Below are 20,526 nucleotides of genomic sequence, written 5' to 3'. Positions count from 1 at the left end.
CCGTCTGGACCTGGCCGCTCGGCGGTGCTTCGCCCGCCCGGGCCGGCTGGAGCAGCTGCCCCTGGTGTGCAGCGGGCGCGTCGATCTGGCCGGCGGGCGGCGACGGGTCAGTGGGCGCGGTGTCCGGTGCCGTCGGCGGTGGTGGGTAGCGGGCCGAGCACGGCGTTGACGAGGTGGATGCGGGCGCCGGTGGCCTGGTAGTCGGCGCAGACGGCGTCGGCCTTGTCGGCGAAGCGGGCGCTCGTGCCGGTGCGGGTGACGGTGAGGCTGGTGCCGTCGACGGTGGTGGCGGTGCCGGCGGCGACGAGTTCGTCGACGGTGTGGGCGCCGGTGATCAGGTGCGCTTTGAGCAGGGTGCGCAGCTTCTCGTGGTCCCGGGTCATCAGGGTGTCCCAGGTGTCGTCGTTGAACTTCGCGGCGAAGGCGTCGTCGGTGGGTGCGAGCAGGGTGATGCCGTCGCGGTCGAGGTCGGTGAGCAGGCCGCTGGCGCGCATCGCCGCTTCGAAGGTGGTGATGGTGGGGATCCAGCGCAGCGCGGCGTCGACGGGCTGGCCGGCGAGGAAGGTGGGGTTGCCGGGTTCGGCGCCGGTGGGCAGGGCGGCGCAGAGCGGCCCGCTGACCTGTACTGCCGCTACGGCGGCGGGGCTCGGGTCGGGGCTGGCGTCGTCGCTGGTGCAGGCGGCGGTGACGGCGAGCAGCAGGGCCGCCGCGGCGAGGCGGGCGGCGCGCCGCGGGGCGCTGGTGCGGGGGTACGACACGGCGGTCTCCACTGGCTCGGGTGTGGTGCCGGCAGGGCGGGCGTGGGGCCCGTCCTGCCGGCACCTGTCACCGGGTGGGTGTCACAGGGTGGCGCACTGGTTGGCGCGGGGGCCCTGGACGGTGTTGGCGATGCCGAGGTTGATCGGCGCGGGGGTGTTGGCGGTGCAGTTGAGCGGGCCGCGGACGGTGCTGCCGGCGATCAGCGGGGTGTCGGTGCCGGTGGTGTTGGCGGAGAGGTCGACCGGGCCGGTGACGGTGACGTCGATGACGGAGACCGCGCCGGTGGTGCCGGTGACCCGCAGCGGGCCGTTGACGGTGCTGTCGGCGAGCAGGACGCCGGCGGCGCCGGCGGCGGCGATCGGGCCGTTGACGGTGCTGCCGGTGGCGACGAGTGCGGCGCCGGGCCGGACGGTGATCGGGCCGTTGACGGTGGCGTCGGCGAGGCAGGTGAACCCGGTGACGGTCAGTGGTCCGTTGCGTCGGCCGGTGAGGGTCGGGTAGACGCGTTCGCCGTCGGTGAGGTTCTCCACGCCCTGGCCGTCGAGCAGCAGCGGGATGAGGCCGCGTTCGGGCTGGTTGAGGGGGACGTAGTAGCCGTCGGCGGTCTTGACGACCTTCCAGCCGTGTGCGGCGATGCGGTCGGCGACGGTGGTGCCGACGCCGCCGGGTCCGTCGGTGCGGGCACCGCGGTACTGCTCCTCGGTGAGCTTGTAGGCGCAGGGCGCGTTGTCGAGGATGAGGTCGGCCGGCGGCGCGTCGATCGGCGGCGGGCTGTCGCCGGGGTGCGGCGCCGGGTGGGCGGGGATGGGGCGGGAGCCGCGGAAGACGAGCCGGCCGGTGTTGGAGGCCTGGAAGGTGATGGCTTCGGCGCGCGCGCCGGTGATGTCGGCGAGCTTGGCGCGGTGGTAGTCGAGGAACTGCTGGAAGGTCCAGAGGGCGGAGAAGGTCTTGCGGCGGCGGTTGTTGGCGCTGTTGCCCTCGTCGGGTCGGGTCTGGCCGCCGGAGCTGCGCAGTTCGAGCAGGCTGTTGACGACGTTCTTCAGGCCGAGAGTGTTGCGCAGGATGGTTTCCTCGCTGAGGCCGACGTTGCCGCCGCCTTCGCAGCCGTAGGGGCAGGCCCACCAGCCGGCTTCGGCGCCCTTGGCGTACATGTGGCCTTCGATCATGTCCTGGGACTCGTCGAAGATGGCCTGGGCGACGTTCTGGTGTCGGGGCGGCAGCATGGGCAGGTCGCCGGCGCGGGAGTTGCCGAACTCGTGACCGTCGTAGCCGGCGATGGGCCGGTATTCGCGGATCATCTTGACGTACGACGCGGTCTCCGGCTGGCGGATGAGCGAGTAGTCGCGGTTGAGGTCCTGGCCGGTGGAGTTGCCGCGGGTGTTGGCGGCGCGGCCGTCACCGTTGATGGTGGGGACGATCAGGACGGTGGTGTGGCTGAGCAGGTCGATGGTGCGGGGGTCGGTGCTGAAGGCGAGTTGCCGGGCCATGATGAGGCAGGCTTCGCGGTCACCGGGCTCGTTGCCGTGCACGTTGCAGTTGACGGCGAGTGGTGAGGTGGCGGCGACGGCGGCCGGGGTGGCCGGCGGGGTGGGGTAGCCGATGACGAACATGTTGATCGGCCGGTTGAGTACGGTGCGGCCGATCTCGACGACCCGTACGCGGTCGCTGAGCTGGTCGATGGCGGCGGTGTAGGCGTACTCGTCGGTGTCGCTGGTGTACTGCGCGGCGTGGGTGGTCTCCCACTGGGTGCGCAGCTGCTCGCCGGGGGTGGCGGGGTTGCCCCAGGGGGCGGTGGTGGTGGCGACGACGGGCTCGGAGTACGGCTGTTCGGTGGTGCCGGTGCGGGCGCGTACCCGCCAGCTGAAGCGGTCGCCGGGGTTGAAGCCGGCGTCGGCGAAGGTGGGTGACTGCTGGTTGATCTGTCGGTTGGGGCGCCACACGCCGACGATGGTGGGGGTGCCGGTGGCGGTGCCGCTGGCGTCGACGGCGGTGCGTTCGATCTGGTAGTCGGTGGCGCCGTCGACGGGCTGCCAGGCGAGGGTGGCGTACCCGTCGGCCTGGCGGACGGTGAGGTCGCTGACCTGGTTGGGTTCGGCTGCCTGTTGGGCGCTGGCCGGGGTCGCGATGGTCGCGAGGCTCGCGGCGAGCAGTGTGGACAGTGCGATCAGCAGGGACCGCTGGCGTTTCATCTGGCCTCCATGGCGAGGACTGGTTGACCTTGGCGCGGTGGGGACCAGCATGATCGGCATGGATCTGCGACGCAACGATCTTGAGGGAATCTTGCGGCTGGGAACAGTAAGGGGTCCTCTCCCCCGCCGCCGCTGACGGTGTCAGCCGAGGTCGACCAGCAGGGGCCGGTGGTCGGAGATGGTGGACAGCGGTGTGCTGACGGCGGTGACCGGAGGCAGTCGGTGGTGGGCGTGCCGGTCGGCGAGGATGTGGTCCAGCTGCACCCGGGGCTCCCCGGACGGGTAGGTGGGGCGGCGGCCCAACAGCCGCCAGCCGGAGACCGCCCGCACCACACCGGCGGGCAGGTTGAGGTCGCCGAGCAGGACGCGCGGCGCCGGCAGGGCCCGCAGCGCGCGGACGACCTGGCGCAGTTGACGCAGGTTCCACCCGGGCACGAAGGACAGGTGGGTGGCGGCGGCGGTGAGCGGCCCGTGGGGGGTGTCCAGGACGGCGGCGAGCACGACCCGCGGTTCGTCGTGGAGCAGGACGAGCCCCCGGCCGGGGCCGGGGACGTAGACCGGGGAGCGCACGGGCGCGGGCTTGAGCCGGGTGACCTGCCAGGTGCGTACGGGGTAGCGGCTGATCAGCCCGATGCCGTAGCAGGGTTCGCCGTGGCCGTCGTCGTCGTGGTTGAGCGGGCGGAACCCTTCGCCGGGGGTGCCGACGACGGCGGCGGCGAAGCGGTGGTGCGGGGCGTCGAGGGCGCGGGCGGCGATGGCGGTGAGGTCGAGGTGGCCGCTGCGGCTCTGGTCCCGGTCGACCTCCTGCAGGGCGAGCACGTCGGCGTCGAGCGCGGTGACGGCCGCGGTGAGCCGGTCGGGGTCGACGAGCCCGTCGGTGAGCGAGCGACCGTGCAGCAGGTTGAAGGTGGCCAGGCGCACTCCTGCACCCTACGTCCCCGTGGCACTCTTGCCGGGTGGTCAAGGTGCTGCTCTGTTCCGTGCTGGTGTTCGTGATGGTGGGGGCCGTGGGCGTGTGGCTGCGGCGCCGCCGGGGTCGGTGAGCGGGCCGCCGGGGTCCGCCGGGTGACCGGAGCGCCGCCGGGGTGAGCCCGGTCGGCCGGTGGCGCGCTCCCTCGTCGCGTCTCGTTAGCCGAGCAACAGCTTTCCCGGGCGTCGTTAAGCTGCGCTGCATGTTGGATGTGCGGCGGATGCATGTGCTGCGGGCGGTGGTGGCCAGCGGGTCGGTCAGCGCGGCCGCCCGGGAGCTGGGCTACACCCCGTCGGCGGTGAGCCAGCAACTGGCCGTCCTGGAGCGGGAGGCCGGGGCGCAGCTGCTGGAGCGCTCCGGGCGGGGGGTACGCCCGACCGAGGCCGGGCGGCTGCTGTCCCGGTACGCGGCGGTGATCGGCGAGCAGTTGGCCGAGGCGCAGGCGGGGCTCGACGACCTGCGGGCGGGTCGGGCCGGTCGGGTGGCGCTGCGCTACTTCGCCACCGTCGGCGCGAGCCTGGTCGCCCCGGCGGTGGCGACGCTGCGCCGCGAGCTGCCCGGCGTCCGGGTCGAGTTGCGGCTGACCGACCCGGAGGACCCGTTGCCGCAGGTGCGCGACGGGCGCGCCGACGTGGCCCTGGTGGTACGCGCGGCGGACGCGCCGCCGGTGGACGGGATCCGTTTCGTGCACCTGCGCGACGACGCCTACCGGGCGGTGCTGCCGGCCGGGCACCGGCTCGCCGATCGGCGGGTGCTGAAGCTGGCCGAGCTGGCCGACGAGCCGTGGGTGGGCAGCGAGGGGCCGGGCCCGTGCCGCGACGCGGTGCTGGCGGCGTGCGCCGCGGCCGGCTTCGCCCCGAGGGTGGCGGTGCAGAGCGAGGACTACCCGACCGCGCAGGGGTTCGTGGCCGCCGGGCTGGGTGTCAGCCTGCTGCCGGAGACCGGGCTGGGTGGGGTGCACCCGGCGGTGCGGGTGCGGCCGGTGCGCGATCCGCGGCCGGTCCGGGTGATCTGGGCGGCGCTGCGCGAGTGCGCCCCCACCACCCCGGCCGTGCACACCCTGCTGAGCGCGCTGCGCGCCGTCGCTGATCCCCACGGCGGGTGAGGCTGGACACAGGCGGCGGCGTGCGTGGTGGGCGGGTGGGAAGAATTGCCGGCCGTGGACCCCGTATCGCTGACCACCCTGCTCGCCGCGGCCGCGATGGCCGGCTGGGTGGACGCCGTGGTGGGCGGCGGGGGTCTGCTGCTGCTGCCGGCGCTGCTGGTGGGGGCGCCGGGTCTGCCGGTGGCCACCGCGCTGGGCACGAACAAGCTCGCCGCGATCGCCGGCACCGCCACGGCGGCGGCGACGTACGCGCGGCGCACCAAGGTCGACTGGAGGGTGGTCGGGCCGGCCGCCGGGCTCGCGGTGCTCAGCGCCGGGTTGGGCGCCGCGCTGGCCGGCTCGGTCCCGGCCGCGGCGTACCGGCCGGTGGTGCTGGTGGTGCTGCTGTCGGTGGCGGTGTTCGTGCTGTTGCGCCCCCGGCTGGGGGTGGTGGCCGCGCCGCAGCGGCGTACCCCGACCCGGGTGGCCGTCGCGATCGCGGTCGCCGGCGTCGGCATCGCCCTGTACGACGGGCTGATCGGCCCGGGCACCGGCACGTTCCTGGTGTTGGCGTTCACCGCGCTGATCGGCGCGGACTTCGTGCACGGCTCGGCGATGGCGAAGGTGGTCAACGCCGGCACCAACCTGGGCGCGCTGGTGGTGTTCGCGGCGACCGGGCACGTGTGGTGGTTGCTCGGCGCGGGGATGGCGGTGTGCAACATCGCCGGGGCGGTGCTCGGGGCGCGGATGGCGCTGCGCCGTGGCGCCGGGTTCGTGCGGATCGTGCTGCTGGTGGTGGTGCTGGCGCTGGTCGGCAAGCTCGGCTACGACCAGTGGTTGGCGGGCTGACATGCCGGTGCGGGCCGAACACGACCGGGAGGTGCTGGCCGGGCTGCTGGGCCGCGATCCGGTGCTGCACGCCTACCAGCTCGGCGACCTGGACGACTTCTTCTGGCCGTACACCTCGTGGTTCCGCCGCGGTGATCAGGTGGCGCTGCTGTACCACGGCGCGGACCCGCCGACGCTGCTGGCGTTCGCCGCGCCGCCGGACGTCGCCGAGCTGGCCGCGCTCCTGCGCGAGCTGGGCCCGCTGCTGCCGGCCCGGCTGTACGCGCACCTCTCCCCCGGCCTGGACGCGGCGCTGTCCCCGTGGTTTCACGGCGGCGGCGCCGCGCACCGCAAGATGGCGCTGACCGACCCGGCGCGGCTGGCCCTCGTCGCGCCGGCCGGGGTCGCGCTGGGGGCGGCGGACCTGCCCCTGCTGCAGACGCTCTACGCCGAGGCGTACCCGGGCAACTGGTTCGACCCGCGGATGCTGGACACCGGCCAGTACCTGGGTGTGCGCGACGGCGGCGCGCTGGTCGCGGTGGCGGGCGTGCACGTCTGGTCACCGACCTACAGGGTCGCGGCGCTGGGCAACGTCACCACCCACCCGGCGGCCCGGGGGCGGGGTGTGGCCAGCGCGGTGGTGGCCGCGCTGTGCCGGCGGCTGCTCGGCACCGTCGAGCACGTCACGCTGAACGTGCGGGCGGACAACACCGCCGCCGTGCGGCTCTACGAGCGACTCGGTTTCACCGTGGTCGCCGACTACGGTGAGTACTCGCTGACCGCTCGGCGCTGAACCCCGGCCGTCCGGCCGAGCCGGCCGGCCGTTCGTTCGCGCGGGTCGGCACGCCCGGCCCAACGGTGGCGGCGAGCATCTCCCCGGTACCTTGTCCAGCCGCCACGCAGGGTCAGCAACCCGACGCTGAGCTGGTCTGATGTCGCAGTGGTGAGTCGGCGTCGCGCGCCTAGCGTCTCCGGGCAGAGGCCGCGCGTACCGCGCGCGGCGGAGCTGAAGGAGCACCACATGGCAGCATCCGCACGACCCGCACGCCGACAACGGACGGTGATCGTCGCCGCCGTCACCGCCCTGCTGACCGGGCTGGCGACGCCCGCCATGGCCGCGCCGGGGGTCACCCCGGCGACGGTCGAGCAGAACACCGACCCGGGTACCACGATCCCGGTCAGCAAGATGGTCTCCACCCCGCCGATCCCCCCGAAGCCCGACGTGGTCCTGCTGGTCGACACGACCGGCAGCATGGGTGGGGCGATCGCCAACGTACGGACCAACCTGCAGCAGGTCATCACCGACGTGCGCGCCGCCCAGCCCGGGGCGCAGTTCGCGGTGGCCTCGTACCGGGACGAGGGTGACGGCGCGGAGCTGTTCCGGGTCCGGCAGAACGTCACCGACGACGCGACGGCCCTGCAGGACGCCGTCGACGCCCTGGCCGCCGGCGGCGGCGGGGACGCCCCGGAGGGGTGGGTGAACGCGCTGTTCCAGGTCTCCGACGGGGCGATCGCCTACCGGGCCGGAAGCAGCCGGATCGTGGTGCTGGTCGGTGACGCGCCCAGCCACGACCCGAGCGCCGGGCACACCCTCGCCCAGGCCACGGCGGCGTTGCAGGCCGACGACACCCGGGTGCTGGCGGTGGACGTCTCCGGCGGGGCCGGCGGCCTGGACGCCACCGGCCAGGCCGCCGCGGTGGTCGCGGCCACCGGCGGGCAGCTGGTCGGCAGCTCCCCGGACACGGTCACCGCGGCGATCCTCGACGGCCTGCGCGACCTCGACGTCACCGTCACCCCGACGGTGACCTCGTGCGACCCGGGCCTGGCGGTGAGCTTCGACGCGGCGTCGCGGACCCAGCAGTCCGGCACGGACGTGCCCTTCGCCGAGACCATCACGGTGGCCGCCGACGCCGCGCAGGGCGCGGTGCTGACCTGCACGGTGGAGTTCCTGCTCAACGGCCTCTCCGGCGGTCCGGCGTTCGTGCAGCAGATCCGGGTACGGGTCAACGACGTCACCCCGCCGACCGTGGTGGTCGACGACCGGACGGTGGAGGCGACCAGCCCCGCCGGCGCGGTGATCGACTACCCGGCGACGGCCACCGACAACGTCGACGGGCCGCTTACCCCGACCTGCGCGCCGCCGTCGGGCGCCACGTTCCCGCTCGGCGCCACCACGGTCACCTGCACCGCCACCGACGCCGCCGGGAACACCGGCAACGACACGGCGGTGATGCGGGTGGTCGACACCACGGCGCCGAGCACCGGGTGCGTGCCGACCAACAACCCCAGCGGCGGCAACACCCCCGGTTCGTACAACCCGGACGGGTTCTACGAACTGACCGCGACCGACATCGTGGACACCGCGGTGGCGGTCTACATCGCCGACGGGGCTGACCCGTCGGTGCGGTTCGGACCGTTCCCGGCCGGCACCAAGATCAAGCTGGTGCAGGCGCCGGGTGCGCAGTCGAGGGTGAAGGACGGCACCGGGGACATCGACTACAAGGTGACGCTGCGCGGGGACGCGTTGATCACCGGGGTGGACGACGCGGGCAACGTCTCCACCGCCGCGGTGTGTCTGGTGGCGCCTCCGCCGAAGTGAGCCGGCGGTGCGGGGGTGGCCGGCCGGTCACCCCCGCACCATCGCGCCGGGCGGGGGCGCGGCGCGACCGGTCCATCAGCCCGTGTCGCGGCGGGCCGGAGTCAGCCGCGGCGGCTCGGTGAGTCGAATCGTCCGGCCCGGATCTCCCGCAGCGCCCGCCGGCGGGTCTCGCCGCGCAGGGTGTCCACGTAGAGCCGACCGGCGAGGTGGTCGGTCTCGTGCTGCAGGGCGCGGGCCAGGAAGCCGCTGCCGGAGATGGTCAACGGCTCGCCGTGCTGGTCGAAGCCGCGCGCGGTGGCGTGCAGGGCCCGCTGGGTCGGGAAGTACAGCCCGGGGATGGACAGGCAGCCCTCGTCGTCGTCCTGCAGCTCGTCGGAGAGCTCCAGGGTCGGGTTGATGAGGTGACCGCGGTGCCCGTCGGCGTCGTAGACGAACACCTGGGCGTCGACCCCGATCTGCGGTGCGGCGACGCCGGCCCGGCCGGGCGCGCCGAGCAGGGTGTCCATCAGGTCGCTGACCAGGGCCTGCAGCTCGGCGTCGAAGCTGGTCACCGGCGCGCACGAGGTGCGCAGCACCGGGTCGCCGATGATCCGGATGGGGCGCATCGTCATGTCGGAAAGGTTAACCGCCCGCGGACGGGGCGGGCGCGCCCGGGCGGTCGCGGACCAGCGTCTCGATGCCGTCGAGGATGCGGGCCAGGCCGAACTCGAACGCGCGGGCCGGGTCGCTGGCCGCCTGGTACTCCTCACCGGCCGCGGTGCCGACCCGGGCGGCGAGCGGGAAACGGCGCGGGTCCATCGCCTTCTCCAGGTACGGGGCGTGCGCCCCCCACCACTGCTCCTCGGTCATCCCGGTGCGCTCGGCGGCCTGCGCGGCCTCGACCGCGCCGCGTACGGTGCCGTGCACGAACCCGCCGATCAGGGTGACCACGGCGTCCATCTCCAGGTCGGTCAGGCCGATGCCGTCGACGGCGCGTAGCTCCTGCTCGTAGCGGGCGATCAGGTTGGGCCCCAGCGGGGGGCGGGTGGTGGCCACCTGCAGCAGCCACGGGTGGCGCAGGTAGAGCGCCCAGCTCTGCCGGGCAACGTCCTCCAGTCGGGCCCGCCAGCCGGTGGGCGCCGCGTCCGGCGAGACCGTCTCGCCGTAGACGGTGTCGAGCATCAGGTCGAGCAGTTCGCCCTTGCCCGGCACGTGCGTGTAGAGCGACATGGTGCCGACGCCGAGGCGCTCGGCGACCCGGCGCATGGAGAGCGCGGCGAGCCCTTCGGCATCGGCGAGTTCGATGGCGGCCCGCACGATCCGGTCGACGGTGAGGTCGGTGCGACCTCGGCGGCTGGCCGGTTCCCGGGTGCGCCAGAGCAGGGCGAGGCTGCGCGCGGGGTCGCCGGTGCCGCTGTACTCCGTGGTCACTCCCCGGACTCTACCGACGCTCTCACCGTACGGTGTACGGTACGTCGTACGGTGTACGTCGGGAGGAGCACGGGATGCGAAACGGAACACCAACCATCGACGCCGAGGGACTGCGCAAGCGCTACGGCGGCACCACCGCCCTGGCCGGGCTGGACCTCACGGTGCCGGCCGGCGCCGTGTGTGGGCTGCTCGGCCCGAACGGCGCCGGCAAGACCACCGCGGTACGGGTCCTGACCACCCTGTTGCGCCCGGACGGCGGCCGGGCCCGGGTCGCCGGGCACGACGTGGCACGCCACCCCGACCGGGTGCGCGCCGCGATCGGACTTGTCGGGCAGCACGCCGCGGTCGACGAGGTGCTCACCGGCCGGCAGAACCTGGTGCTCTTCGGCCGGCTGCACCACCTGACCCGGCGCGCCGCCCGGACCCGCGCCGACGAACTGCTCGACCGCTTCGCCCTGACCGAGGCCGGCGCCCGGCCGGTCGCCGGCTACTCCGGCGGGATGCGCCGTCGCCTCGACCTGGCCGCCAGCCTGATCCTCGCCCCACCGGTGCTGTTCCTCGACGAACCCACCACCGGGCTCGACCCGCGCGGGCGCAGCGAGATGTGGGACGCCATCCGCGCCCTGGTCGCCGACGGCACCACCGTCCTGCTGACCACCCAGTACCTGGAGGAGGCCGACCAGCTCGCCGACACCGTCGCGGTGGTCGACGCCGGCCGGGTCGTCGCGGCCGGCACCCCCGAACAACTGAAGGACGAGCTCGGCGGCGACCGCCTCGACGTGCTGCTGCCGCGCGCCGAGGACCTGCCGCGCGCCGCCGCGGTGATCGCCGCGAGCACCGCCGCGACCTGCGACGTCGACACCGGCGCCCTGCGGGTCAGCGTGCCGGTCGACGACCGGGTCACCGCCCTGAGCGCGGTGCTGCGCGGGCTGGACGAGGCGGGGCTGCGCGCCGCCGACGTCGCGGTACGCCGTCCCACCCTCGACGAGGTGTTCCTGCGCCTCACCGACGAGCGCGAGCAGGTGCCGGCATGAGCAGCCTCTCGCTCGCCCCGCGCCGGCTGCGCTGGGCCGTCGCCGACACTCTCGTGCTCACCGGCCGGGCGATGACGCACTGGGCCCGGCAACCCGCAGAGCTGATCATCGGGCTGCTCTTCCCGGTGCTGCTGGTGCTGATGTTCGGCTACCTCTTCGGCGGCGCGATCGCGGTGCCCGGCGGCGGCGACTACCGGGAGTTCCTGCTGCCCGGAATGTTCGCCATGACCATGGCCTTCGGCCTCGAGGCCAGCTACACCGCGGTGGCCACCGACACCGCCCGGGGCGTCACCGACCGGTTCCGGTCCCTGCCGATGGCCCGCAGCGCGGTGGTCACCGGCCGCGCGGCCGCGGACCTGCTGCACTCCGCCGCCGGCCTGGCCGTCATGCTGGCCTGCGGCCGGCTGGTCGGCTGGCAGTGGCACAACGGGCTGGGCGCCGCCATGGCGGCGGTGGGGCTGCTCCTGCTGCTGCGGGTCGCGTTGATCTGGGTCGGCATCCATCTGGCGCTGGTGCTGCGCCGACCGGAGTCGGTGATGGTGCTGCAGATCCTCGTCTGGCCGGTCGGGTTCACCTCGAACGCGTTCGTCGCCCCGCAGACCATGCCGGGTTGGCTCGCCGCGATCGCCGAGCTCAACCCGCTGTCGGCGACCGTGGCCGCCTGCCGGGAGCTGTTCGGCAATCCCGGCTGGGGCGGGGAGTCGTTCGCCGCGCAGCACGCGCTCGCCCTCGCGGTGGCGTGGCCGGTGCTGCTCATCGCCGTGTTCCTGCCCCTGTCGGTGCGCCGCTACCGGCAGCTGAGCCGCTGAGCCCCGCGCCGGTGGCTGCGTGGCCGGCGAGGGCGGCGCGCACCGGGACGGTCTTCGCCGCGGCCTCGGCCACCTCCGCCCACGGCTCGCTGCCCCAGGTGATGCCGCCGCCGGCCCAGACGTGCAGCCGCTCGGCGTCGGCGGCGGCGGTGCGGATGGTCAGGCCCAGGTCGATGCGCCCGGGGGCCACCCAGCCGAGCCCGCCCATGCTGGCTCCGCGGCCCACCGGCTCCAGGGCGGCGACCTGCTCCAGCGCGGCGCGCTTCGGCGCGCCGGTCACCGACCCGCCGGGGCAGACCGCGCGCAGCAGGTCGGCCAGGCCCAGGCCGTCGCCGACCTGCGCCGACACGGTCGACTCGGCCTGCCACAGGTCGCACCAGCGGCGCACCGCGAAGAGCTCGTCGACCCGGACCGAGCCGGTGCGGGCGACCCGGGCGAGGTCGTTGCGCTCCAGGTCGACGATCATCACGTGCTCGGCGCGTTCCTTCGCACTGGCCAGCAGCTCTCGCCGGCCGATGGCGGTGGCCGGCCGGGTGCCCTTGATCGGGCGGGTGACCAGCCGCCCGTCGGTCAGCTCGATCAGCGTCTCCGGTGAGGCGCAGCCGATGGCCCACCCGGCGCCGGTCAGGGTGCCGCCGTAGCGGGCGCCGGGCAGCGCGCCGAGGCGGGCCAGCGCCGGCAGCGGGTCGCCGGCGTACCGGGCGGCGGCGTGCCCGACGACGCTGACCTGGTAGACGTCGCCGCGGCCGATGGCCTCGCGTACCGCCCGCACCGCGGCGGCGTGCTCGGCGGGGCGCCAACTCTCCGCCCAGTCGCCGAGCCACCAGCGTCCGGCGGCCGGGCGGGCGGGTGGGGTCGGCTGGTCCGCGTGGCCGTACACGACCACGGCGACCTCCGGCAGGGCGGGCGCCGGGTTGGCCGCGCCGGGCGGCGCGCCGGCCAGCAGCGCGCCGGCGGCGGCGGAGACGTAGAGGGCGGCGCCGCACGGCCCGGCCGGGTCGTGGCCGGGGGCCGGGCGGCCCAGGTCGTGCAGGGGCAGCCCGTGCGCGGCGAGGAACTCCTGCGCGGTGGCGGCGGGGTCACCGCCGTCGGCCGGGCGCCACTCCCACCGGGCCCGTTCGACCAGGGCACGGCGGCACCCGGCCGGCGCCCCCGGCACATCGATCACCGCAATTGGAAGGGTTTCCACGCCGTCCGGCCCATTCTCCCTCGTCCGTTCAGTGGATTCGCGCCACCCACGCGTACACCTGCTCGATGTTGGCCACTTTCGCTTGGTACTGTGCGTCACTGGTCATGTGAACCATGACACAGTGCCCCCACAGTCCGGAGAACCCGATGTGCCAGCACCAACCGACCTGCCCCTCCGCCGACGCGACTGACCGGGAAGCCGCCCGGGTCATCGCCTGCTTCCGTGAACAGGGCTGGAGCCTGCTCTGCAACGGTGTCATCGTCTTCGAGGACACCGGCGAGCTGCTCCCCGACGGCAGCTGCATCGCCCCGCACCGTGGCCCCGCCCGCCACGCCCTCGTGGCCTGACACGAACACTCTGCGTAACACCTGCCAGCGTCGACCAGGCTAGTTCCCCGGTACGGGACACCCCACGCCCAGGTCGACCCCGCCGGGGCGGCGCACGACCGCCCCGGCGCGCCGCCGTCAGCTCTCGAACGCCTCCGGCGACGGGCACGAGCAGACCAGGTTCCGGTCGCCGTACGCGCCGTCGATCCGCCGCACCGGCGGCCAGTACTTCCCCGCCCGGTCCACCCCGGCCGGGTACGCGCCCACCGACCGCGGGTACGCGTGCGGCCACTCGTCGCCACTGACCATCGCCGCGGTGTGCGGCGCGTTCGCGAGGGGATTGTCCCCCGCCGGCCAGTCGCCGGCGCCCACCTTGTCGATTTCCGCCCGGATCGCGATCATCGCGTCGCAGAACCGGTCCAGCTCGGCCAGGTCCTCGCTCTCGGTCGGCTCCACCATCAGCGTCCCGGCCACCGGGAACGACATCGTCGGCGCGTGGAAGCCGTAGTCGATCAGCCGCTTCGCCACGTCGTCGACGCTCACCCCGGTCGCCTTGGTCAGCGGCCGCAGGTCCAGGATGCACTCGTGCGCCACCAGGCCCTTGTTGCCGGCGTACAGCACCGGGAAGTGCTCCCGCAGCCGCGCCGCCACGTAGTTCGCCGCCAGCACCGCCACCCCGGTGGCCCGGGTCAGCCCCGACGCGCCCATCATCCGCAGGTACGCCCACGGGATCGGCAGGATCCCCGCCGAGCCGTACCGGGCCGCGGAGATCGCCGGCCGGCCCTCGACCTGCCCGCCCAGCGGGTCGCCGGGCAGGAACGGCGCCAGGTGCCCGCGCACCGCCACCGGGCCGACGCCCGGCCCGCCGCCACCGTGCGGAATGCAGAACGTCTTGTGCAGGTTCAGGTGCGACACGTCCGCGCCGAACTGGCCCGGCTTGGCGAACCCGACCAGCGCGTTGAGGTTCGCCCCGTCGACGTACACCTGCCCGCCGGCGTCGTGCACCTTCGCGCACAGCGACGCGATGCCCGTCTCGTACACCCCGTGGGTGGACGGGTAGGTGACCATGATCGCGGCGAGCGCGTCCCGGTGCTTGTCGATCTTCGCGTCGAGGTCGACCAGGTCGACGTTGCCCTCGTCGTCGCAGGCCACCACGACCACCCGCATGCCGGCCATCACCGCGCTGGCCGCGTTGGTGCCGTGCGCCGACGACGGGATCAGGCACACGTCGCGGTGCTGCTCACCGCGGTCACGGTGGTAGGCGCGGATGGCCAGCAGGCCGGCCAGCTCACCCTGGGAGCCGGCGTTGGGCTGCACGCTGACCGCGTCGTAGCCGGTCAGCTCGGCCAGCCACCCCTCCAGCTGGCCGATCATCTCCCGGTAGCCGGCGGTCTGCTCCGCCGGCGCGAACGGGTGCACGTGCGCGAACTCGGCCCAACTCACCGGCTCCATCTCGGTGGTCGCGTTGAGCTTCATGGTGCAGGAGCCGAGCGGGATCATGCCCCGGTCCAGGGCGTAGTCGAAGTCCGACAGCCGGCGCAGGTAGCGCAGCATCGCCGTCTCCGAGTGGTGGCTGCGGAACACCGGGTGGGTGAGGAAGTCCGACGAGCGGCGCAGCGCGGCCGGCAGCGCGGCGTCGACGTCCCCGTCGACCCCGGCCACGCCGAACGCGGCCCACACCGCCGCCAGGTGCGCCGCGGTGGTCGTCTCGTCGCAGGAGATCCCGACCCGATCGGCGTCGACCAGCCGCAGGTTCACGCCGCGCTCGGCGGCCGCCGCGACGACCTCACCGGCGCGCCCGGGCACCGTCGCGGTGACGGTGTCGAAGAACGCGACGTCCGCGACGTGCACCCCGCCGGCGCGCAGGCCGGCCGCGAGCCGCGCCGCCATCTCGTGGGTACGCCCGGCGATGGCGCGCAGCCCGTCCGGGCCGTGGTACACCGCGTACATGCCGGCCATCACCGCGAGCAGCACCTGCGCGGTGCAGATGTTGCTGGTCGCCTTCTCCCGACGGATGTGCTGCTCGCGGGTCTGCAACGCCAGCCGGTAGGCGGGATTGCCGTCGGCGTCCTTCGACACCCCGACCAGGCGCCCGGGCAGCATCCGCTCCAGCCCCGAGCGGACCGCCAGGTAACCGGCGTGCGGGCCACCGAAGCCCATCGGTACGCCGAAGCGCTGGGTGGTGCCGGCGGCGATGTCGGCGCCGATCTCCCCCGGCGCGCGCAGCAGGGTCAACGCGAGCAGGTCCGCGGCGACGGTGACCAGCGCCCCGACGGCGTGCGCCGCCTCGACCAGCCCGGCGTGCTCGCGTACCGCCCCGGACGCCCCCGGGTACTGCAGGTGCAGGCCGAAGAACTCCGCCGGCAACTCGTCGTACTCCACGTCGAGTACCCGCACCTCGATGCCCAGCGGCTCGGCCCGGCTGGCGATCACCGCGATGGTCTGCGGCAGCGCGTCGGCGTCGACCACGTACACCGGGCTCTTGCTCTTCGACGCGCGGCGGGCCAGGGTCATCGCCTCGGCCGCGGCGGTGCCCTCGTCGAGCATGGAGGCGTTCGCGGTGGCCAGCCCGGTCAGGTCGGTGACCATCGTCTGGAAGTTCAGCAGCGCCTCGAGGCGGCCCTGGCTGATCTCCGGCTGGTACGGGGTGTAGGCGGTGTACCAGGCCGGGTCCTCCAGCACGTTGCGGCGGATCACCGCCGGGGTGTGCGTGCCGTGGTAACCCAGGCCGATCATGGAGACGGCGACCGTGTTACGGGCGGCCAGCGCGCGCAGCTCGGCGAGCGCCTCGGCCTCGCTGGCCGGCTCCGGCAGGTCCAGCGTGCCGTGCCAGCGGATCACCTCGGGGATCGCCGCGTCCATCAGCTCGTCGATCGAGTCGTAGCCGACGGCCTGCAGCATCCGGCGCTCACCGTCGGGGCCGGGGCCGATGTGACGGGTGGCGAACTGCTCTGTGGTCATGGGCGGCGCTCCCGAGGGCGAGGTCGACAGGTCGGCCTCCCCCTCTGTCGCGCCGCGCAGCGCTCCACAGTGCCTGACCCACGAGGTCCTTTTGCCTGAGAGGTTCCGGGGAGGATTTGCCCCTTCGGCGCCGCCCCGGGTGCTGTTGGGCGGTCTCTCCCACGTGGGTGTTACCGGCATTGCCAACGCTACCAGCGCGCATGTTTCCGGCCGATGTCGTACCCCCAAGTGTGATCATCGGGGCCCGACTGGGGCGCGGTCAGCCGGCTACCGGCGCGACGGCGTCGAGCCCGGCGGGCACCGCACCGGGCCGCGCCGCGCCGGCGGTGCGCTCGGCGAGCCCGGTCAGCAGCCGGCCCAGCGGCGCGTCGACGGTCAACGCCGCGTACCCGTCACCGCGGGTCGGCCCCTGGTTGACGATCACCACCGGGATGCCGAGCTTCGCCGCGCGCAGCACGAACCGGCGGCCCGACATCACCGTCAACGACGAGCCCAGCACCAGCAGCAGCCGGGCCCCCTCGACCAGCTCGAAGCAGCGCGCCACCCGCGCGGCCGGCACCGTCTCGCCGAAGAACACCACGTCCGGCTTGAGCGTGCCGGTGCCGCAGAACGTGCAGTCGACGACGTGGAACCGGGCCTCCGCCGCCTCGTCGAGATCCACGTCCCCGTCCGGGTTGACGGCCGCGACCCGGGCGTCGAACCCGGGGTTCGCCTCCCGCAACCGCCGGTCCAGCTCCTCGCGTGAGGTCTGGTTGCCGCAGTCGAGACAGATCACCTCGTCAAGACGGCCGTGCAGCTCCACCACGGCCGGGCTGCCCGCGGCGGTGTGCAGCCCGTCGACGTTCTGGGTGATCACCGCGTCGACCAGGCCGTGCTGCTGCAGCCGGGCCACCGCCCGGTGCCCGTCGTTGGGCAGCGCCCGGGCCATCAGCCGCCACCCCAGGTGGCTGCGCGCCCAGTAGCGGCGCCGCGCCAACGGGTCACGGGTGAACACCTGGTAGGTCATCGGGGTGTGCCGGCGCGCCACACCGCTCGGCCCCCGATAGTCCGGGATGCCCGATTCGGTGGAGAGCCCCGCCCCGCTCAGCACCACGACACCACCGCCGGCCATCCGCTCGGCCAGCGCGTCGATCGTCTCCGTCACGGCACCCATGCTGCCTCAGCCCGCACCCCGCGCCCACCGGCGGGCTAGGTTGGCGGGTATGCGCGTCGTCATCGCCGGAGGCCACGGCAAGATCGCCCAACTGTTGGAGCGGCAACTCGCCGGACGCGGCGACACCGCCGTCGGCCTGATCCGCAACCCCGAACACGCCGCGGCGCTGACGGCGGCTGGCGCCGAACCGGTCCTCTGCGACCTGGAGCACACCGACGCCGCCGAGGTCGCCGGGCACCTCGCCGACGCCGACGCGGTGGTCTTCGCCGCCGGCGCCGGCCCGGGCAGCGGCGCCGCCCGCAAGGACACCGTCGACCGGGCCGCCGCCGGCCTGCTCGCCGACGCCGCGCAGCGCGCCGGCGTGCGCCGCTACCTGCTCGTCTCCTCGATGGGCGTGGAACGCGACCCGGCGCCCGGCACCGACGAGGTGTTCGTCGCCTACCTACGGGCGAAGAAGGCCGCCGAGGACGACGTGACCTCCCGCGACCTGGACTGGACGGTGCTACGCCCCGGGCGCCTCACCGACGAGCAGCCGACCGGGCGCATCACCCTGGCCCGGCACGCGCCGCGGGGCGCCGTCACCCGCGCCGACGTCGCCCAGGTGCTGGTCGCGCTGCTCGACCGGCCCGCCAGCGCCCGGCGGATCCTGGAACTCGTCGGCGGGAACACCCCGCTGGGCGAGGCGGTCGCCACCGCCACCGCCTGACCATCCTCCCGACCGCCACCAGCGGCTCCGGTCGGCCCGCGCGAAACCGCAGGCCGACCGGACACCGTTCAGCGCTGCTGGTGCCGGGGCAACGCCGCCGGCTGCGGCCCACCGGAGACGAACGGCGCCCCCGGGGTCTCCTTCGCGATCCGGTCCATCGTCCGGGCCAGATGCTCACTGCCGTCGTCGAGATGCCGCGCCGCGGCCTGCATGTGCGAGATCATCATCTCGCCGAAGATCCGCAGCGCCTCCCGGGTGGCGACCGTGTCGTCGAAGCTCGGCCCGGCCGCGCTGCGATACTCCGTCACCGCCCGCTCGGCCTCCTGCTTCGCCTCCTCCGCCGCCGCCCGCATGTAGCTCTCGTACTGCACCCGGGCGTACTCGGCGACCCGCCGGGCATAGTCGTGCGCCTGCGCGATGATCTGCTCGGCCTCCCGCTGCGCCGCCGAGAGCAGATTCACCTCCTTCGCCGCCGGCACATTCGACGCCTCACCCTTGCTCGGGATCACCCCGTGCCGGTGCAGCTCCACCCGGTCGTTGAGCCGCTCGTTCTCCGCCCGCAGGTGCGCGATCTGCGCCGCCAACACGTCCAGCTCGTCGGCCACCTGCAACCGGAACCGGTCCACCTCGGCGTTGTCGTAACCGCGCCGGGTGAACGGCGCGGCCCCGAACTCCCACCGACGCGCCCGGTCGGCCGTCATCCGCACCTGCACGCCGCCGGAGACCTGCATCCCGTCGTACCTGCTGATCGGGGTCGCGCTCACCGGACCCCCCTTCCGTTCGCGGCTGCGGGGCTCGCAAGCTCACTCCTCGCGCTCACCGAGCCCCCTTTGTTCGCGGCTGCGGGGCTCGCAAGCTCACTCCTCGCGCTCACCGAGCCCCCCTCTCCGAGTTGTCAGTGGTGGACGGCGACTCCACGGCCGTCCGCCACGCCGGGCCGTACCAGTGCTTGCCGAGCCCTTCGTGGTGCAGCTGACCGGCGTGGTAGCCGGCCCGGGTCAACGCCTGCACCGAGTGGGTGACCATCTCGTCGGAGCCGCACACGTACACGTGCCGAGTCCGCCAGTCACCGTCGGCCAACGCCCGGTCGACGGCCTGCATCAACTCCCCCGGCCGCTGCGGGTCCGCACCCACCACGTACGTCACCGTCAACCACGGGAACGACGACGCCAACTTGTCGATCGCGTCGGTGTCGTAGAACTCGCTGCGCGACCGGGCCCCCACGTACAGGTCCACCCGGCGGCGGGAACCCTCCGCCGCGACCTGCTCCACCAACGCCTTCACCGGCGCCCAGCCGGTCCCGCCGGCCAGCAGCAGCAGGTCGCTGGAGCCGGCCGACCAGAGGGTCAACTGATCCCCCACCGGCGCGGCCAGGTGGATCTGGTCACCCACCGACGTCCCGTACACCAGCCGGGAGGAGACCGCGCCACCCGGCGCGGCCCGCACGTGCAGCTCCAGCGTGCCGTCGGCCCGCGGCGCGTTCGCCGGCGAGTAGTACCGCCACGACCGCACCGACGGATGCGACACCCCGATCGACTGCCCCGGGGTGAACGGCAGCAGGTACTGCGGACGCAACGTCAGCACCGCCACGTCGAAGCCCCGCCGCTCGTGGGCCACGATCTCCGCCACCCACCACGGCGGGTTCACCGACTCCGCCGCCTGCGCGGCCTCGGTCATCACCTGCGCGACCAGCCCGTACGCGGCCGTCCAGTCCTGCGCCAGCTCCTCGGTCCACTGCTCAGCGAGGAAATGCCGCAACGTGGCGATGAGGGCCTCGCCCACCGCCGGATAGTGCTCGGCGCGCACCGCGAACTTGCGGTGGTCCGCGCCGAGGTCCTGCAGGAACCCGACCAGCCGATCCAGCTGGTCCACGTTGGTGACGATGTGCCCCAGCGCGGTGACCAACCGGTCCCGCTGACCGGCCATGTTCGTCGGGAACATCTGCCGTGTCTCGGGATGGGCCAGGAACAGGGTCGAATAGAAGTAGAGCGGCACCTGATCGCCGTGCGCGGCGACCGCGGACCAGCTCTGCTTGAGTCGGGCGACGTCCACGCTCAGACGCCCGAGGAGTTCCCGCTGGCCACCACCTGGCTCTGCACCTCGACGAGCACCGTCTGCACGTCCGCCAGCACGTCCTGCGGGACGTCGAGCTCGGTCAGCGTCGCGGTCAGGTGCTCGCCCACCTTGGCGTAGTGCGCGACCGGAATGTTCAACGGCTGGTGCGCCTCGGCCAGCCCGCGGCCGGCGTACTCGTTCGGGCCACCGAGCACCACGGTCAGCATCAAGGCCAGGTGCCGGCGCTGACCCACCATCTCCACGTCGGCGAAGTAGCCGGCGAGGTCCGGGTCGGCGAGCACCTTGTCGTAGAACAGCTCGACGGCCGCCTTAACCGAGCTGGCACCACCAATGCGCTCGTAGTGCGAGACGGGGGTGGCTTCTTCCGTAACCGTCACGGTCGTTCCTTCCAGGGTGGAGGGTGGTCGCGCGGGGTCGGCGCGGAGGGGCATCG

The 20,526-nt window shown here is 74.0% G+C and carries 19 protein-coding genes and 1 riboswitch; of the genes, 8 read left to right on the top strand and 11 right to left on the bottom strand.

The features are described 5' to 3' along the window. Positions 1–107: 107 nt before the first annotated feature. From ACIBBA_RS14115 to ACIBBA_RS14105, 3 genes are all read right to left on the bottom strand, one after another. On the bottom strand, positions 108–758 hold the full coding sequence (locus tag ACIBBA_RS14115; protein WP_396697122.1) for a fasciclin domain-containing protein: 651 nt from the start codon (positions 756–758) through the stop codon (positions 108–110). A gap of 81 nt (positions 759–839) precedes the next feature. Next, positions 840–2,948: a M14 family zinc carboxypeptidase gene (locus ACIBBA_RS14110; protein WP_396697120.1), complete on the bottom strand. Its 2,109-nt coding sequence runs from the start codon at positions 2,946–2,948 to the stop codon at positions 840–842. A gap of 141 nt (positions 2,949–3,089) precedes the next feature. Next, positions 3,090–3,869: an endonuclease/exonuclease/phosphatase family protein gene (locus tag ACIBBA_RS14105; RefSeq protein WP_350874463.1), complete on the bottom strand. Its 780-nt coding sequence runs from the start codon at positions 3,867–3,869 to the stop codon at positions 3,090–3,092. A 251-nt stretch (positions 3,870–4,120) separates the two neighbouring features. Here ACIBBA_RS14105 and ACIBBA_RS14100 point away from each other — a divergent pair, with 251 nt between their 5' ends. The 4 genes from ACIBBA_RS14100 to ACIBBA_RS14085 all read left to right on the top strand — a co-directional run bounded on the left by ACIBBA_RS14100 (position 4,121) and on the right by ACIBBA_RS14085 (position 8,429). Then, a complete protein-coding gene (locus tag ACIBBA_RS14100) occupies positions 4,121–5,023 on the top strand; it encodes a LysR family transcriptional regulator (RefSeq protein WP_396697118.1) in 903 nt (300 codons plus the stop codon). A 54-nt stretch (positions 5,024–5,077) separates the two neighbouring features. Then, entirely contained in the window at positions 5,078–5,851 is a 774-nt protein-coding gene (locus ACIBBA_RS14095) for a sulfite exporter TauE/SafE family protein (protein WP_396697116.1), read from the top strand. A 1-nt stretch (position 5,852) separates the two neighbouring features. After that, positions 5,853–6,623, top strand: a complete 771-nt coding sequence (locus ACIBBA_RS14090; RefSeq protein ID WP_396697114.1) for a GNAT family N-acetyltransferase — start codon at positions 5,853–5,855, stop codon at positions 6,621–6,623. Positions 6,624–6,851: 228 nt separating this feature from the next. After that, a complete protein-coding gene (locus ACIBBA_RS14085; protein WP_396697111.1) occupies positions 6,852–8,429 on the top strand; it encodes a VWA domain-containing protein in 1,578 nt (525 codons plus the stop codon). Between the two features lie 101 nt (positions 8,430–8,530). On the opposite strand, the gene def is transcribed toward ACIBBA_RS14085, so the two are convergent. Continuing rightward, positions 8,531–9,040: a peptide deformylase gene (def, locus tag ACIBBA_RS14080; protein ID WP_357058649.1), complete on the bottom strand. Its 510-nt coding sequence runs from the start codon at positions 9,038–9,040 to the stop codon at positions 8,531–8,533. A 10-nt stretch (positions 9,041–9,050) separates the two neighbouring features. After that, the gene (locus ACIBBA_RS14075) at positions 9,051–9,839 is read right to left on the bottom strand and encodes a TetR/AcrR family transcriptional regulator (protein ID WP_396697108.1); all 789 of its coding nucleotides are present in this window, start codon (positions 9,837–9,839) and stop codon (positions 9,051–9,053) included. A 74-nt stretch (positions 9,840–9,913) separates the two neighbouring features. Here ACIBBA_RS14075 and ACIBBA_RS14070 point away from each other — a divergent pair, with 74 nt between their 5' ends. After that, entirely contained in the window at positions 9,914–10,873 is a 960-nt protein-coding gene (locus ACIBBA_RS14070) for an ATP-binding cassette domain-containing protein (RefSeq protein WP_396697106.1), read from the top strand. Continuing rightward, positions 10,870–11,682 (top strand): ABC transporter permease, encoded by an 813-nt coding sequence (locus ACIBBA_RS14065; protein WP_396697104.1) that lies wholly within the window; start codon positions 10,870–10,872, stop codon positions 11,680–11,682. The genes ACIBBA_RS14070 and ACIBBA_RS14065 overlap by 4 nt, the downstream gene beginning before the upstream one ends. Here the strand turns inward: ACIBBA_RS14065 and ACIBBA_RS14060 are convergent. Next, positions 11,627–12,850 carry a chorismate-binding protein gene (locus ACIBBA_RS14060; protein WP_396697102.1) on the bottom strand — a complete coding sequence of 408 codons (1,224 nt, stop codon included), beginning with the start codon at positions 12,848–12,850 and terminating at the stop codon, positions 11,627–11,629. The genes ACIBBA_RS14065 and ACIBBA_RS14060 overlap by 56 nt on opposite strands. A 167-nt stretch (positions 12,851–13,017) precedes the next feature. On the opposite strand from ACIBBA_RS14060, the gene ACIBBA_RS14055 reads away from it, so the two are divergent. Continuing rightward, on the top strand, positions 13,018–13,218 hold the full coding sequence (locus tag ACIBBA_RS14055; RefSeq protein WP_350874477.1) for a DUF5999 family protein: 201 nt from the start codon (positions 13,018–13,020) through the stop codon (positions 13,216–13,218). Between the two features lie 117 nt (positions 13,219–13,335). Here ACIBBA_RS14055 and gcvP read toward each other — a convergent pair whose 3' ends face one another. Next, the gene (gene gcvP, locus ACIBBA_RS14050) at positions 13,336–16,158 is read right to left on the bottom strand and encodes an aminomethyl-transferring glycine dehydrogenase (RefSeq protein ID WP_396697100.1); all 2,823 of its coding nucleotides are present in this window, start codon (positions 16,156–16,158) and stop codon (positions 13,336–13,338) included. A 73-nt stretch (positions 16,159–16,231) separates the two neighbouring features. Continuing rightward, a riboswitch (glycine riboswitch) is annotated at positions 16,232–16,330 on the bottom strand. Positions 16,331–16,417: 87 nt separating this feature from the next. After that, entirely contained in the window at positions 16,418–17,311 is an 894-nt protein-coding gene (locus ACIBBA_RS14045; RefSeq protein WP_396697098.1) for an NAD-dependent protein deacetylase, read from the bottom strand. A gap of 49 nt (positions 17,312–17,360) precedes the next feature. Between ACIBBA_RS14045 and ACIBBA_RS14040 the strand changes: the two genes are divergently transcribed. Next, positions 17,361–18,017 (top strand): NAD(P)H-binding protein, encoded by a 657-nt coding sequence (locus ACIBBA_RS14040; RefSeq protein ID WP_396697096.1) that lies wholly within the window; start codon positions 17,361–17,363, stop codon positions 18,015–18,017. A 68-nt stretch (positions 18,018–18,085) separates the two neighbouring features. Here ACIBBA_RS14040 and ACIBBA_RS14035 read toward each other — a convergent pair whose 3' ends face one another. The 3 genes from ACIBBA_RS14035 to ACIBBA_RS14025 all read right to left on the bottom strand — a co-directional run bounded on the left by ACIBBA_RS14035 (position 18,086) and on the right by ACIBBA_RS14025 (position 20,470). Then, entirely contained in the window at positions 18,086–18,781 is a 696-nt protein-coding gene (locus ACIBBA_RS14035; RefSeq protein ID WP_396697094.1) for a DivIVA domain-containing protein, read from the bottom strand. A gap of 106 nt (positions 18,782–18,887) precedes the next feature. Further along, positions 18,888–20,069 carry a globin domain-containing protein gene (locus ACIBBA_RS14030; RefSeq protein ID WP_396697092.1) on the bottom strand — a complete coding sequence of 394 codons (1,182 nt, stop codon included), beginning with the start codon at positions 20,067–20,069 and terminating at the stop codon, positions 18,888–18,890. 2 nt (positions 20,070–20,071) lie between these two features. Then, positions 20,072–20,470: a group 1 truncated hemoglobin gene (locus ACIBBA_RS14025; protein WP_396697090.1), complete on the bottom strand. Its 399-nt coding sequence runs from the start codon at positions 20,468–20,470 to the stop codon at positions 20,072–20,074. Positions 20,471–20,526 lie beyond the last annotated feature (56 nt).

The sequence above is a fragment of the Micromonospora sp. NPDC051006 genome, assembly GCF_044456245.1.
Taxonomy (GTDB): domain Bacteria; phylum Actinomycetota; class Actinomycetes; order Mycobacteriales; family Micromonosporaceae; genus Micromonospora.
Note: the sequence above shows the minus strand (reverse complement) of the source record. Positions and strands in the feature narration are given on the sequence as shown.